The organism is Kaistia hirudinis (assembly GCF_014196455.1).
GTDB classification, from domain to species: domain Bacteria; phylum Pseudomonadota; class Alphaproteobacteria; order Rhizobiales; family Kaistiaceae; genus Kaistia; species Kaistia hirudinis.
Window position 1 is genome coordinate 291,983 of sequence record NZ_JACIDS010000004.1, and the last position, 13,614, is coordinate 305,596.

The 13,614-nt window shown below is 65.2% G+C and carries 14 protein-coding genes; 5 read left to right on the plus strand and 9 right to left on the minus strand.

Going from position 1 to position 13,614, the window contains the following annotated elements:
• Positions 1-161: 161 nt before the first annotated feature.
• The 5 genes from tal to GGR25_RS16115 all read left to right on the plus strand — a co-directional run bounded on the left by tal (position 162) and on the right by GGR25_RS16115 (position 6,032).
• Positions 162-1,130: a transaldolase gene (tal, locus tag GGR25_RS16095; RefSeq protein WP_183399851.1), complete on the plus strand. Its 969-nt coding sequence runs from the start codon at positions 162-164 to the stop codon at positions 1,128-1,130.
• A gap of 189 nt (positions 1,131-1,319) precedes the next feature.
• Positions 1,320-2,249, plus strand: coding sequence for a dihydrodipicolinate synthase family protein (locus GGR25_RS16100; RefSeq protein WP_183399852.1), 930 nt, complete (start codon positions 1,320-1,322; stop codon positions 2,247-2,249).
• Between the two features lie 367 nt (positions 2,250-2,616).
• A complete protein-coding gene (locus tag GGR25_RS16105) occupies positions 2,617-3,858 on the plus strand; it encodes an NAD(P)/FAD-dependent oxidoreductase (RefSeq protein WP_183399853.1) in 1,242 nt (413 codons plus the stop codon).
• Positions 3,859-3,890: 32 nt separating this feature from the next.
• On the plus strand, positions 3,891-4,907 hold the full coding sequence (locus GGR25_RS16110) for a 4-hydroxyproline epimerase (protein WP_183399854.1): 1,017 nt from the start codon (positions 3,891-3,893) through the stop codon (positions 4,905-4,907).
• Between the two features lie 90 nt (positions 4,908-4,997).
• Entirely contained in the window at positions 4,998-6,032 is a 1,035-nt protein-coding gene (locus GGR25_RS16115) for an NAD(P)-dependent alcohol dehydrogenase (protein WP_183399855.1), read from the plus strand.
• Between the two features lie 4 nt (positions 6,033-6,036).
• Here GGR25_RS16115 and GGR25_RS16120 read toward each other — a convergent pair whose 3' ends face one another.
• The 9 genes from GGR25_RS16120 to GGR25_RS16160 all read right to left on the minus strand — a co-directional run bounded on the left by GGR25_RS16120 (position 6,037) and on the right by GGR25_RS16160 (position 13,484).
• The gene (locus tag GGR25_RS16120; RefSeq protein WP_246409856.1) at positions 6,037-6,276 is read right to left on the minus strand and encodes a hypothetical protein; all 240 of its coding nucleotides are present in this window, start codon (positions 6,274-6,276) and stop codon (positions 6,037-6,039) included.
• Between the two features lie 120 nt (positions 6,277-6,396).
• The gene (locus GGR25_RS16125; RefSeq protein ID WP_183399857.1) at positions 6,397-6,768 is read right to left on the minus strand and encodes a PRC-barrel domain-containing protein; all 372 of its coding nucleotides are present in this window, start codon (positions 6,766-6,768) and stop codon (positions 6,397-6,399) included.
• 145 nt (positions 6,769-6,913) lie between these two features.
• Complete coding sequence (locus tag GGR25_RS16130) at positions 6,914-7,444, minus strand: hypothetical protein (protein ID WP_183399858.1); 531 nt, start codon at positions 7,442-7,444, stop codon at positions 6,914-6,916.
• Positions 7,445-7,688: 244 nt separating this feature from the next.
• A complete protein-coding gene (locus GGR25_RS16135) occupies positions 7,689-8,141 on the minus strand; it encodes a MaoC family dehydratase (protein ID WP_183399859.1) in 453 nt (150 codons plus the stop codon).
• A 180-nt stretch (positions 8,142-8,321) separates the two neighbouring features.
• Positions 8,322-9,056, minus strand: coding sequence for an SDR family oxidoreductase (locus GGR25_RS16140; RefSeq protein ID WP_183399860.1), 735 nt, complete (start codon positions 9,054-9,056; stop codon positions 8,322-8,324).
• Between the two features lie 13 nt (positions 9,057-9,069).
• A complete protein-coding gene (locus GGR25_RS16145; RefSeq protein WP_183399861.1) occupies positions 9,070-10,179 on the minus strand; it encodes a mandelate racemase/muconate lactonizing enzyme family protein in 1,110 nt (369 codons plus the stop codon).
• Positions 10,180-10,211: 32 nt separating this feature from the next.
• Positions 10,212-11,057 (minus strand): carbohydrate ABC transporter permease, encoded by an 846-nt coding sequence (locus GGR25_RS16150; protein ID WP_183399862.1) that lies wholly within the window; start codon positions 11,055-11,057, stop codon positions 10,212-10,214.
• A complete protein-coding gene (locus GGR25_RS16155) occupies positions 11,057-11,959 on the minus strand; it encodes a carbohydrate ABC transporter permease (protein ID WP_183399863.1) in 903 nt (300 codons plus the stop codon). Before GGR25_RS16155 ends, GGR25_RS16150 begins: the two co-directional genes overlap by 1 nt.
• Before the next feature lie 184 nt (positions 11,960-12,143).
• Complete coding sequence (locus GGR25_RS16160) at positions 12,144-13,484, minus strand: extracellular solute-binding protein (protein WP_183399864.1); 1,341 nt, start codon at positions 13,482-13,484, stop codon at positions 12,144-12,146.
• Between the last annotated feature and the right edge of the window lie 130 nt (positions 13,485-13,614).

The window sequence follows — 13,614 nt, forward strand, 5'->3', positions numbered from 1 at the left end:
CAGGGGGAGAGAGGCTGTAGCACGGAAAGCGATCGAGTGGAGCGGACGGCAAACGCCGACAGGGAATGACGCGATTTTTCGGCTTCCATTTGGAGGCCAAGATGCTCATATGCCCTTCATATGTGCGCACTATGCGCCGCCGCTCTATGGAGGAATGTCCGATGACCTCGAAACTCGAACAGCTCAAGGCCATGACGGTGGTCGTCGCCGATACGGGTGACCTCGAGGCGATCAAGACCTTCCGTCCGGTCGATTGCACCACCAATCCCTCGCTGGTGCTGAAGGCGTTCGAGCTGCCGCAGTACAAGGACGTGATCGACGCCGCCGTTGCCTGGGGCTCCAAGCAGGGTGGCTCGCGTGACGCTATCGCCGCCGCCGTCGCGGATCGTCTGGCCGTCGCCTTCGGCGCCGAGGTCTCCAAGCTGGTGCCCGGCCGCGTCTCGACCGAGGTCAATGCCGACCTCTCCTTTGACACGCAGGCCTCGCTCGACAAGGCGCGGTCGATCATCGCCGCCTACAAGGAACTCGGCGTTCCGCGCGAGAAGATCCTGATCAAGCTCGCCTCGACCTGGGAGGGTATCCGCGCCGCGGAGATCCTGCAGAAGGAAGGCATCGACTGCAATCTGACGCTGCTGTTCTCGCTCGCCCAGGCGGCCGCCTGCGCCGAGGCCGGCGTGTTCCTGATTTCGCCCTTCGTCGGCCGCATCCTCGACTGGCACGTCAAGGCGTCCGGCAAGACGTTCGAGCCGGAAGAGGATCCGGGCGTCCTCTCGGTCCGCGCGATCTACGCTTACTACAAGACCCGCGGCATCAAGACCGTCGTCATGGGCGCTTCGTTCCGTTCGACCGGCGAGATCGAGGCTCTGGCGGGCTGTGACCGCCTGACCATCGCCCCGGCGCTGCTCGAAAAGCTCGCCGCCGACGAGGGCACGCTGGTGCGCAAGCTCGATCCGGCGAACCCCGGCACGTCGCCGGCCACCATCGCTGCCGACGAGAAGAGCTTCCGCTGGGCGCTCAACGAGGACCAGATGGCGACGGAGAAGCTCTCCGAGGGCATCCGCCAGTTCGCCAAGGACCTGCGCACGCTGCGCAGCCTCGTCGCCGCCAAGCTCGAAGCCGTCCCGGCGTAAGGCGTTTCCTTTCATCTTCCTCCGGGAGAGGTGAAGGGTAGGCTGCTTCAGCCCCGTTCCGCCCCATTCAAGCCCGCCATGCCCCGCATGGCGGGCTTTTCCATGCCGATTTGGTGCTGTGGCGGCATTGCTCCGTCGGCTGACTGATGTTAAATACAAACTGTCGACAGAAACGAAGGACATCACGACATGGATCCGAGGACGAGCTGGAAGGGTGTTTTTCCGGCGGTGACGACGCAGTTTCGCGAGGACTTCTCCGTCGATCTCGATGCGACGAAGAAGGTCGTCGAGGCGCTGGTCGCCGACGGCGTTTCGGGTCTCGTGATGTGCGGCACGGTCGGCGAGAATTGCTCGCTGTCGCATGCCGAGAAGTTCTCGCTCCTGGAAATGGCGGTCTCGACCGTCGCCGGGCGCCTGCCGGTGATCTCGGGCCTTGCGGAATATACCAGCGCGCTCGGCTCGACCTATGCGCGCGAGGCGAACCGCATCGGTGTCGATGGGCTGATGGTCATGCCGGCCATGGTCTATCCGGCCAAGCCGCGCGAGACGCTCGATCATTTCTCGACGATCGCGCGGGCGACCGACACGCCGATCATGATCTACAACAACCCGCCCTCCTATCGCACCGACGTGACGCCGACCATGCTGGCGGCGCTGGCGGAGATCGACACGATCGTCGCCTTCAAGGACTCGTCCGGCGACACGCGCCGCATCGTCGATGTGCGCAACATGACCGGCGATCGGTTCATCCCGTTCTGCGGCCTCGATGACGTGGTGCTGGAGAGCGTCGCGCTCGGCTGCGTCGGCTGGGTGTCGGGCATGTCCAACGTCTTCCCGCGCGAGGGCGAGACGCTGTTCCGCCTGATCCGCGATCGCCGCTTCGACGAGGCGATGCCGATCTATGACTGGTTCATGCCGATCCTCCATCTCGATGCCCGCTCGGACCTCGTTCAGGCGATCAAATATTGCGAGAAGCTGATCGGTCGCGGCACCGACCGCACCCGCGCCCCGCGCCTGCCGCTGGACGCCGCCGAGAAGGCGGAGCTTGACGCCGTGATGAAGAAGGCGCTGGCTGAACGCCCGGCGCTGCCCGAGGTCGGTCTGCCGCTGGCTGCGTGAAATTGGCCATGCGCAGCTGCGCCTTCCCCTAGCGGAGAAGGTGACGGCTGGCGAAAAAGACGGGGTTCGCCTCGCCTTTCTTCACCTCTCCCTGAAGATTGCTCGGGGAGAGGCGGACTCGGACCTCCGGGATGAGGTTCCCGGCCTTTGTCCGATCCTCCGTCGTCCCGGCGAAAGCCGGGATCCATTCAGCCTGAGGCGCTCGATTGTCCTGCACCTCGGCTGCATGGATCCCGGGTCAAGCCTGGGATGACGCCGGAGATTGGGATGCGGCGAGAGGTGAGACGGCCGCTCCATGCACTTGCCCTCCCTTTTCGGGGCAGGTGAAATGTAGGTTCATATTTCCTTCGGCGAGACGGATACGGGAATGCGCATAGCCGTCATCGGAGCGGGAATCGTGGGCGTCGCTGTCGCCCATGCGCTTCTCGACGAGGGCCATGTCGTGGATCTCGTCGATCGCGACGGCATTGCCGCCGGCGCTTCAGCCGGCAATGCCGGCTGGATCGCCCATATGGACATCCTGCCGCTCGCCTCGCCCAAGGCCTGGCGCAACCTGCCGCGCTGGATGCTCGATCCGCTCGGGCCGCTTGCGCTCCGTCCGACCTATCTGCCGAAGCTGATCCCCTGGTTCGCCCGCTTCGTCGCGGCGAGCCGCCCCGCCCGCATCGAGGCCTCGACGCTGGCTGTTGCCGCGTTGAACGGCCTGTCGCTGCCGGCCTGGGAGCGGCGCCTCGACCGGCTCGGCCTTGCGCATCATCTGCGCCGCGACGGCATCCTCTCGGTCTGGGCCTCCGACGCGGCGCGCCGGTCCGCCGACGGCCTGATCGCGCGGCAGCGCGCCATGGGCATTGACGTCCAGCCGCTCACCGCCTCGGAGCTCGCCGCGCTCGAGCCGGCGCTCGGACCGCGCGCGCGGTCGGGCGTGCTCTATCCCGGCGGCTGCCATGTTTCCGATCCGCGCGCCGTGACGCTCGATCTTGGCCTCAGGGCCAGCGAGCGCGGCGCCCGCATCGTACAGATGGAGGCGCTCGCGCTCCGGCGCGGCGGCGAAATCGGCTTTTCGCATTCGCTGGGCGGCATCGCGCTCTATGACGCGGTCGTGGTCGCGGCGGGTGCGTGGTCGAAGCGTCTCGCCGCCTCCCTCGGCGACCGCATCCCGCTCGATACCGAGCGCGGCTACAATGTCACGCTGCCGGTCGGCCGGCTCGGTCTCAACCGGCCGATCATGTATGAGGGCGAGGGCTTCGTGACCTCGCCGCTCGATACGGGCGACCGCGTGGGCGGCAGCGTCGAGTTCGCGGGGCTGGACGCGGCACCGAATTTCGGGCGCGTCGATGCGATCCTGAAGCGCCTCGCCGCCTTCCTGCCGGATGCGGATCTTTCTGGCGGAACGCGCTGGATGGGCTTTCGCCCGTCGATCCCGGATTCGCTGCCCGTGATCGGCAGCGCGCCGTCGGAACCGCGCATCGTCTATGCCTTCGGGCATGGCCATTACGGCTTGACGCAGGCAGCGGCGAGCGCGGAAATCGTGGCCGACATCCTGGCCGGCCGCCCGCCGGCGATCGACATCACCCCCTATTCGCCTCGGCGTTTCGCCGAGCGCTTCTGACGGAGAGGGCCGCTGGGCCCGGAGGCAAGACCATGGCGCGCCATTCCTTCTTCTGCATCGACGGCCACACCTGCGGCAATCCGGTCCGCGTCGTCACCGGCGGTTCCATTCCCGTGCTGAAGGGCTCGACCATGTTCGAGAAGCGGCAGCACTTCCTCGCCGAATATGACTGGATCCGCAAATCGCTCTGCTTCGAGCCGCGCGGCCACGACATGATGTCGGGCTCGATCCTCTATCCGCCGTCGAGCGAGGATTACGACATCGCGATCCTGTTCATCGAAACGTCGGGCTGCCTGCCGATGTGCGGTCATGGCACGATCGGCACGGTAACGACGATGATCGAGCACGGCTTGGTGACGCCGAAGACGCCGGGCCTGCTGCGGCTCGAGACGCCGGCCGGCCTCGTCGAGGCGCGCTATGTCCAGAACGGGCCCTATGTCGACAGCGTCACGCTGACCAATGTGCCGTCCTTCCTGCTCGGGCGCGACTATGAGGTCGAGGTCGACGGGATCGGCACGCTCAAGGTCGATATCGCCTATGGCGGCAATTTCTATGCGATCGTCGAGCCGCAGGCGAACTATGCCGACCTCTCCGACCTCGAACCGTCCGATATCGTGCGCCTGTCGCCGAAGCTGCGCGCGGCGTTCAATGCCCGGCACAGCATCGTCCATCCGACCAATCCGGCTCTGAACCAGCTGACCCATGTGCAGTGGACCGGCAAGCCGAAGCATGCCGGCTCGTCGGGCCGCAACGCCGTCTTCTATGGCGACAAGGCGATCGACCGCTCGCCCTGCGGCACCGGTACCTCGGCGCGCCTGGCGCAGCTCTTCGCCACGGGACGGCTCAAGGAAGGCGAGGCCTTCGTGCATGAGAGCATCATCGGCTCCACCTTCACCGGCCGCGTCGCCGGAACGACGACCGTCGGCGGCGTGCCGGCGATCATCCCGACGATCGAGGGCTGGGCGCGCGTCACCGGCTACAACACGATCTTCGTCGACGATCGGGACCCGTTCTGGGCTGGCTTCCAGGTGGTCGACGGCGAGGGCTGACGCGCACGACGCCACGCGGTGCGGCATCCGCATGCTGGCGATCCCGGGCGGCTTTGGCTAGAACAGGGGAGCCATTCGGGAGGGAATTCGATGCGCGCCTTGGTGCTTGAAGAACGTCTGAAGCTGTCGCTCCGCGACATCGAGTTGCCGCAGGCGGTGGGCCCGCGCGACGTGAAGATCGCGATCCACACGGTCGGCGTCTGCGGTTCGGACGTGCACTATTATACGCATGGCCGGATCGGGCCGTTCATCGTCGAGGAGCCGATGGTGCTGGGCCATGAGGCCTCGGGCACGGTCGTCGAGATCGGCGCCGAGGTGAAGGGGCTGAAGGTCGGCGACCGGGTCTGCATGGAGCCGGGCATTCCGGATCTCTCCTCGCGCGCGTCCAAGCTCGGCCTCTACAATGTCGATCCGAGCGTCCGCTTCTGGGCGACCCCGCCGGTGCATGGCTGCCTGACGCCCTTCGTCGTCTTCCCGGAAGCCTTCACCTTCAAGCTGCCCGACAATGTCTCCTTCGCGGAAGGCGCGATGGTCGAGCCTTTTGCCGTCGGCATGCAGGCCGCGTCCAAGGCGAAGATCGCGCCGGGCGACACGGCGCTCGTGATCGGCTCCGGGCCGATCGGCATCATGGTGGCGCTCGCCGCGCTCGCCGGCGGCTGCAGCCGCGTCTATATCTCCGACCACAGCGCGGCCAAGCTGGAGATCGCCGGGCGCTATGACGGCATCGAGCCGATCAAGCTTCCCGAGCAGTCGGTCGGCGAGGTGATCGCGGCGGGCACGGATGGCTGGGGCGTCGACATCGTGTTCGAAGCCGCTGGCGCACGCAGCGCCTATGACGGCATCTTCGGCTTCCTGCGGCCGGGTGGCGCCGTCGTGCTGGTCGGCATGCCCGTGGAGCCGGTCGCGATCGACATCGTGTCCGCGCAGGCGAAGGAAGCGCGGATCGAGACGATCTTCCGCTATGCCAATGTCTATGACCGCGCGATCGCGCTGATCTCGTCGGGCAAGGTCAATCTGAAGCCGCTGGTGACGGGCGTCTATCCATTCGAGGAGTCGATCGCCGCCTTCGAACGCGCGGCGTCGGCCGATCCGCACGACGTCAAGCTTCAGATCCTGATGGGCTGAGGCGTCAGCGCGAAAGGCGGCGCCGGTTGGCGCGCACGCGCTTGCGATAGGGGTTGAGGAAGGCGGCCGTCGTGCGATGCACGTCGCCGCCCTTCAGCATGGCGGCCGAGGCGGCGAGCCAGGCTTCGCCCATGGCGGCGCCCTTTTCGGCGACCATGGCGAGCGCCTCCGCCGGCGCGGCCGGACCGCCCTTGGCCAGTTTCTCCAGCCGAAGCGCAACGACTTCCTGAGCCTCGAGCGCCATACGGGACGCATCGAGCATCAAACCGAACCAGCCATACATGGGGTCATTGTTCCAAATGCGAGGCCCCGGCCGGAAGCCGGCCGGGGCGCAGTTACTCGCAGGTAATTATAAGGCAGGCGATCAAACCATCCAATAGGGCGGCACGCCGTAATAGTCGTGCACGCGCTTCTCATAGGCGCGGTCGCCCCAGGCGGGCTCTTCGCCCTCGTCATAGGTCGGGCCGCCCTCGAGTTGCTCGCGCGAGAGGCCGACGACATAGCCGCCGAGCCCGGTATCGTATTTGAGCGCGTTCCAGGGCAGCGGGTGGTAGTTCTCGCCGATTCCCAGGAAACCGCCGAACGACAGCACGGCATAGGCCACGCGGCCGGAGACCTTGTCGATCATCACGTCATGCACGGATCCGAGCCGCTCGCCGGTCGGATCGTAAACGGCGGTACCTTCGACCTTGTCGGCGCCGATCAGGCTGTTCACCGGGCGTTCCATCGCTTCCATCACGTCCTCCTCATCGGTGTTTCGGTGTGAGGTGAACGTCGGTGGGGGCGAAGTCGTTCCCATGCATGCGCCAGCGTGTGGCAACAAAAAACCCCGCCGGAGCGGGGTTCTGAATTTCGGGGGGAGGGAGGATGATCGCAGAAGACTAGCTGCAGCTTGCCGAATTGCAGCCCGCCGAGCCCGTGATATTGCCGCCCGTGCCGCTGCTGGTCGTGGTGGTGGTCGTGGTCGTCGTGGTTGTCGATCCGCCGCTGGCCTTGGCGCCGGTCGTTGCCGCACTGCTGATGGACTCAGGCGACGCGGTGACGCCCTCGGCGGACGCGACAGCCTTGGCAATGCTCGACGCGGCGCCGGGGGATACGGCCGAAACTTCCTTGGCGATCTCTGCGGCGGCAGCAGGCGCTGCAGCTGCCACCTCCTTGGCGATCGCTGCCGCCGCGGCCGGATTGGCTGCCGCTGCTGCCGCTGCGATCTTCGCGGCGAGAGAGGGGTTCTTCTTCGCGAGAGCGGCTGCCAGCTTGGCCAGCGCGACCGGATCATTCTTCACAGCATCGATCTGCGACTGAATGTCGGCGCTGACCTGCGCGTATACCATGGTGGTGGAACCGCCGACGGCAGCAAAGGAGACGACAATTCCTAGCGCCAAAGCGGCTAAATGCTTACGTGCAATGATCATAATAGTGCCTCGCTTTACGGCGTGCCAATCAGCTTTCCCGACCCGCGATGGACTGCCCAATAGCATAGGAACACATTTTGCCGTATAGCACAATAGATGCTGCACTGCAGCATAAGCTGTGCCCGCACAAGCTGCCGCTCTGGTTATCGGCGCACGCCTGAAGTCGGCAGCATTTGCGTCGAACTTTGCGCGATGATTGAAATTAAAGGCATCTCAGGCAAATCAACGCCAGAAGAATGCGCGTTTAAGCTGTAGCTTGACGTCGCGCCACGAGATAGATGTGCTCGCAGACCAGTGCCGCCTCTCCGGTCTGCTTGGTCACGGTGACCTGCTCGATCACGATCCCGTGAGTGGCGCGCTTGGGATGGTCGCGCTTCTCGGTGATCTTGGCCTCGACGGTGATCGTGTCGCCGATGAAGACCGGCTTCACGAAACGCACCTTGTCATAGCCATAGGACATGGCGTGCGGGTTGATCGTCGTCGCGGTCATGCCGACGCCGACCGACAGGATCAGCGTGCCGTGGGCGACGCGCTGCTTGAAGTCCTGCGTCGCGCACCATTCCGCATCCATGTGGTGCGGGAAGAAATCGCCGGTCTGGCCGGCATGGATGACGATGTCGGCCTCCGTGATCGTCCGCCCCATGGTGCGGCGGGTGAAGCCGATCTCGTAGTCCTCGAAATATTGCTCGACGATCATGACACGTCCCGCAACTGCGGGCCTTGCTTTCACCTCTCCCTGAGGGAGAGGTCGGCGCGAAGCGCCGGGAGAGGGTTTACGGCCTCTCCGGTTGGTTCCCTAAACCCTCTCCTGCCGGCCTGCGGCCGTCGACCTCCCCCCAAGGGGGGAGGTGAAGAGGGGCGGCCTCGCTCCTACGGCTCAGTTCACCCAGCCGCCGTCGATGATGTGCATCTGGCCGGTGGTGTAGGTGGCGGTCGCGAGATAGAGGGCGAGGTCGGCGATTTCCTGCGGCGTGCCGATGCGGCCGATGGGCTGGCGGGCGATGAAGGCGGCGCGGGCGGCCTCGTAGTCGCCCTGGGCCTTCAGGCGCTCCTGCAGCGAGGGGCTCTCGACCGTGCCGGGGCAGATGCCGTTGCAGCGAATGCCCTTGGTCACGAAATCGGCGGCGACCGACTTGGTCAGGCCGACCGTCGCCGCCTTGGTGATGCCATAGGCGAAGCGGTTCGGCACGCCCTTGATCGAGCCCGCGACGGAGCAGATGTTGACGATCGAGCCGTCGCCCTTGGCCAGCATGCCGGGAAGCGTGGCCTTGATGGTCCGCCACATCGACTTGACGTTCAGATCATAGGCAAAGTCGAGGTCGGCCTCGCTCGCCTGCTCGATCGTGCCGGCATGGACGATGCCCGCGCAGTTGAACAGCACGTCGACGGTGCCGATCTCGGCGACCAGGGCGTCGACGTCGGCGCCCTTCAGCACGTTGAGGATCCGCGTCGTGATGCCGGGCGTGCCGTCGAGCTCCTTGAGCTTCTCGGCATTGACGTCCGTCGCCCAGACGATTGCGCCTTCAGCAGCCGCGCTCTCCGCGATCGCCCGGCCGATACCCTGCGCCGCCGCCGTGACCAGCGCGACCTTGCCCTCGAGCTTCCCGCTCATGAATTCCGTTCCTTCAGTTCGCAATCGTGAAGCGCGATCCCTCGACCGTCTGCCGATCGATCGCGGCGAAGTCCCAGGCGATGCCGAGCCCCGCCTCCTGGCTGGGGATGGCATAGCCGTTGTCGATGGTCATCCCCTTGGTCGTGAGGCTGTCCAGCTGCGGGATGTATTCGACCCAGCGCGCATTGGGAACAGCGGAACAGAGCGCGACATGCAGTTCCATCAGGAAATGGGGGCAGACGACGACGTTGAAGGTCTCGGCGAGATGCGCGACCTTGAGCCAGGGCGTGATGCCGCCGATGCGCGCGACGTCGACCTGCACCACCGAACAGGCGCGGCGCTGCAGATAGTCGCGGAAATGCAGCGCCGAATAGAGGCTCTCGCCGACCGCGACCGGGATCGTGGTCGACGCCGAGAGGCGCACATGGCCGTCGATATCGTCGGCCGTCAGCGGCTCCTCGAGCCAGCCGATATCGGCCGCCTCATAGTGCCGGGCCCGGCGGATCGCCTCGTCAACGGAGAAGGCCTGGTTGGCGTCGGTGAAGATCTCGAAGCCGCCGCCGACCGCCTCGCGCACCGCGGCGAGGCGGGCCACGTCCTCATGGATCGGACGGCCGACCTTCATCTTGGCGCCGCCGAAGCCCGACTCCCGGGCGCGGATCGTGTCCTCGACGATCGCGCTGGTGTCGAGATGCAGCCAGCCGCCCTCGGTCGTGTAGAGGCGGATCTTCTCCTGCGCGCCGCCCGCCAGGATGTGGACGGGCAGGGCGGCCTTGCGGGCCTTCAGGTCCCAGAGCGCGGTATCGATGGCGGCGAGCGCCAGCGAGGTGATCGCGCCCACGCTGGTCGCGTGGGTGAGAAACAGGAGGTCGCGCCAGATCTGCTCGATCATGCCGGCCTCGCGGCCGATCAGAGCCGGTCCGAGCGTCCGCTCGATCAGCGACATGATCGCCGGTCCGCCGGTGCCGATCGTATAGCTGTAGCCCGTCCCGACGGCGCCGTCGGAATCGGTGATGCGGATGATCGGCGTTTCCTGGCTGACGAAGGACTGGATCGCATCGACCCGCTTCACCTTCGGCTTCAGGTCGACCATCAAGCCTTCGACGCGAACGATCTTGGCCATCCTATCCTCCTTCTTCGCCCTGTTGTCCGGGCCTATCCCTTGACGCCGCCGAAGGTCAGTCCGGCGATCAGGTGCTTCTGCACGATAAAGGTGAGCACGAGCGCCGGCACGATGATGATCACGGCCATCGCGCACATGCCCGTCCAGTCGACGGTGAACTGGGCCGTGAAATCCATCAGCCCGACCGGCAGCGTCTTCGAGGCGGTGGTGCGGGTCAATTGCGAGGCGAGCGCGAACTCGTTCCACGAGGTCAGGAAGGCGAAGATGCCGGCCGAGGCGACGCCGGATTTCGCCAGCGGGAACTCGATCTTCCAGAAGGCCTGCCACGCCGTGCAGCCGTCGATCTTGGCCGCTTCGGAGAGTTCATGCGGGATCTGGCGGAAGAAGCCGTCGATCAGCCAGATCGTGAAGGGGATGTTCAGCGCGAGATAGACCAGGATGACGCCGAAATCGGTGTCGATCAGGCCGATCCGGCTCCAGATCATGAAGACGGGCAGCGACAGCGAGATGCCGGGCACGGTGCGCGACAGCATCAGCGTCAGGAACGACGCCTTCTTGAAGCGGAAATTGTAGCGCGCGAAGGCATAGCCGCCCGCCATGCCGATCAGCACGGCCAGCACGGTGCTCGTTACGGCGATGATGACCGAATTGACGAAATAGCTCGCGACCGGAATGCCCTGCTGCGTCGCCGACAGGCCGAAGATCGAACGGAAATTGTCGAGCGTCCAGGCCTGGGGAATCCAGACCGGTGGGCGCGCCATCACTTCGACATTGTCGCGGAAGGCCGTCATCACGACCCAGAGGCCGGGCACGCAGATGACGACCATGACCACGAAGACGCCGAGGCGGATCAGGAATCGCTGGAGAGGGGTTTCCATCAGGCCATGCTCCCCAGGCTCGCGCGCGCAGTCGCGAGTTTGCGGAAGAAATAATAGGTGAAGTAGATCGAGAGCAGGATCGACACATAGGACATGGCGTTCGCCATGCCCATGCGGGCATCCTGGTAGCCGACGCGGGCGAGCAACGTCCAAAGCAGTTCGGTGCGTCCCGCCGGGCCGCCATTGGTCATGATCTTGACCATGTCATAGGCGCGCGCGACGTCGAGCGAGCGGATCGCCATGGCGATGTAGATGAAGGGCAGCAGGAAGGGCAGCGTGATGTGGCGGAACACCTGCCACGAATTGCAGCCATCGACCTTGGCCGCCTCGATCGGATCGCGCGGCATCGCCATCAGCCCGGCGAGCAGCAGGATCGCGAAGACCGGCGTCGACATCCAGACCTCGGCAGTCAGGATCGCGAAGTTCGCCGTCCAGCCATTGACGAGCCAGGGGATGGTGACGTTGCTCCAGCCGAGCGACTGGATGGCGTTGTTGATGAGGCCGACATTGTCGTTGAAGATGTATTTGAACTGGAAGCCGACCAGGATCGGCGAGAACATCATCGGGAACATCATGATGGTCCGGATGACGCGCTGGCCGGTGGTGATCCGGTCGATCAAGAGCGCGATGCCGAGGCCCAGCACGAGTTCCAGATTGAGCGCGATCGTCAGGAACACGACCGTGCGCCCGAACGCCCACCAGAAGTCGATATCCGAGAAGATCCGCTGGTAGTTCCGAAGGCCGACCCACTGCCAGAGCGAGGCCGGCTGCACGAGGCGGTAATTGGTGAAGCTCGTATAGAGCGAGAACACCAGCGGGATCAGGATGACCGCCGCGATGATGACGAAAGCCGGCAACAGCAGCAGGAAGGGTGGCGAAAAGCGGCGCGTGAAGGATTGCATCAATGGAGTCCGGTGAGCCACTGGATCAGGGCCGAAAGCGACGCCGCCGTCTCTTCACCTCTCCCTCAAGGAGAGGTCGGCGGCGAAGCCGACGGGAGAGGGTTTACGGACTATCCGGGGGAGGGCGTGAACCCTCTCCCGGACCTGCGGTCCGACCTCCCCCTCAGGGGGAGGTGAAGGCGGCCTATTTCAGAACGCCGGCGTCTTCCATGATCTGCTTCGCCTTGCCGGCGGCCGTATCGAGCGCCTCCTTCGGCGTCTTCTGGCCGACGATGGCGGCCTGGAGCTCCGGCCAGATCACGTTGGAGACTTCGATCCACTGCGGGACGAGCGGCGGCGTGCGCGCCTCGGCGAGCGACTGCTCCCAGGTCGAGAACATGTCGGCCATGTAGGTGTTGTTGTTCTTCTTGAACTCTTCCACCACGTCGGCGAACGCCTTGGTGCGGGTCGGCAGGTTGCCGGCGCGCGCTTCCATCATCTCCGACTCATAGTCCGTCAGGAAGGTGATGAAGGAAACGGCGGCTTCCTTGTTGTCGCAAGCCTCCGTGACCGAGAAGGAGTGCGAGCCGGACCAGCCGCCGCGCTTGCCGGCCGTGCCGACCGGAGCGACCGCGAGGCCGATCTTGCCGGCGACCTTCGACGACTTCGGGTCGTTGAAGAACGCGGCCCAGCCCGGCCAGTCGAGGTCGACGGCGAGCGTGCCGGCGGCAAAGGCCTGGCCGATATCGTCCCAGGTGTAGTTCACGGTGCCGGCGGGAACCGCCTTGGCGTTGTAGATGTCGACGAACCACTGCAGCGCGTCGATGCCGGCCTGCGAATTGAAGATCGGGTTCCATTTCTCGTCGAACATGTCGCCGCCATTGGCGCGCACGATCTCCATGAACCGGCCGGTCATGCCCTCGTCCTTGCCGGCGAAAGCCGTGCCGTAGAGGTTCGGCGGGGCGGCGAAGAAGATGATCTGCTGCTTGAACTCGTCGAAGGTCTTCGGCGGAGCGAGATCGACGCCGAACTTCTCCTTGTACTTCTTCTGGTTATCGGCGTTCTCGTACAGCTCTTTCTGGTAGTAGAGGTTCGAGACGTCGGTAACGCGCGGCAGCTGCACGAGGCGGCCGTCGACCTCGGCGCTCTTCAGCGTGCCGGGGACGAATTCGGCGAGGGTCGTCGCCGGGATGACCTTCGACAGGTCGATGTAGAGGTCACCGTACTGCGGCGCGAAGGAGGTGTGGTTCGAGCCCACGCACCAGGTGATCGCGCCGGAGGCGATGTCCTGCTTGATCTCGCGGTCCAGCTCGAAATGGTTCTTGGACGAGACGATCTCGACCTTGGCGCCCGTCGCCTTCTCCCATTCGGGGATGCGCGTATAGAGCTTCTCGTACTGGGTGCCGCCGATCAGCTTCACCTTCAGCGTGTAGCCGGGGAACTTGCCCCAGTCATACTGCGTGTCCTCCGCATGAGCGGGGATGGCGAGCGCGCAGAGCGCAGCGCACGAAAAAAGGGCGGCCTTGAAGCCGCGAGCAATCGTCATCGGTGATCTCCCTCCCGACGCCGCCATCGGATCATCCTCACGATTCCGACCGGCATATGCTCCACTGCTGAATGGAGTATTCGTATATAAGCGAAATTGACGGAACCGAGTCAACGTCTAACTTGGCGCT

Coding starts and splice junctions, on each gene's coding strand:
- GGR25_RS16140 (WP_183399860.1), bottom strand. CDS start 9,056: ATGAGCGGGAAGCTCGAGGGCAAGGTCGCGCTGGTCACGGCGGCGGCG.
- GGR25_RS16120 (WP_246409856.1), bottom strand. CDS start 6,276: ATGGCGCTCGAGGCTCAGGAAGTCGTTGCGCTTCGGCTGGAGAAACTG.
- GGR25_RS16155 (WP_183399863.1), bottom strand. CDS start 11,959: ATGCAATCCTTCACGCGCCGCTTTTCGCCACCCTTCCTGCTGCTGTTG.
- GGR25_RS16145 (WP_183399861.1), bottom strand. CDS start 10,179: ATGGCCAAGATCGTTCGCGTCGAAGGCTTGATGGTCGACCTGAAGCCG.
- GGR25_RS16110 (WP_183399854.1), top strand. CDS start 3,891: ATGGCGCGCCATTCCTTCTTCTGCATCGACGGCCACACCTGCGGCAAT.
- GGR25_RS16105 (WP_183399853.1), top strand. CDS start 2,617: ATGCGCATAGCCGTCATCGGAGCGGGAATCGTGGGCGTCGCTGTCGCC.
- GGR25_RS16150 (WP_183399862.1), bottom strand. CDS start 11,057: ATGGAAACCCCTCTCCAGCGATTCCTGATCCGCCTCGGCGTCTTCGTG.
- GGR25_RS16115 (WP_183399855.1), top strand. CDS start 4,998: ATGCGCGCCTTGGTGCTTGAAGAACGTCTGAAGCTGTCGCTCCGCGAC.
- tal (WP_183399851.1), top strand. CDS start 162: ATGACCTCGAAACTCGAACAGCTCAAGGCCATGACGGTGGTCGTCGCC.
- GGR25_RS16100 (WP_183399852.1), top strand. CDS start 1,320: ATGGATCCGAGGACGAGCTGGAAGGGTGTTTTTCCGGCGGTGACGACG.
- GGR25_RS16160 (WP_183399864.1), bottom strand. CDS start 13,484: ATGACGATTGCTCGCGGCTTCAAGGCCGCCCTTTTTTCGTGCGCTGCG.
- GGR25_RS16130 (WP_183399858.1), bottom strand. CDS start 7,444: ATGATCATTGCACGTAAGCATTTAGCCGCTTTGGCGCTAGGAATTGTC.
- GGR25_RS16125 (WP_183399857.1), bottom strand. CDS start 6,768: ATGGAAGCGATGGAACGCCCGGTGAACAGCCTGATCGGCGCCGACAAG.
- GGR25_RS16135 (WP_183399859.1), bottom strand. CDS start 8,141: ATGATCGTCGAGCAATATTTCGAGGACTACGAGATCGGCTTCACCCGC.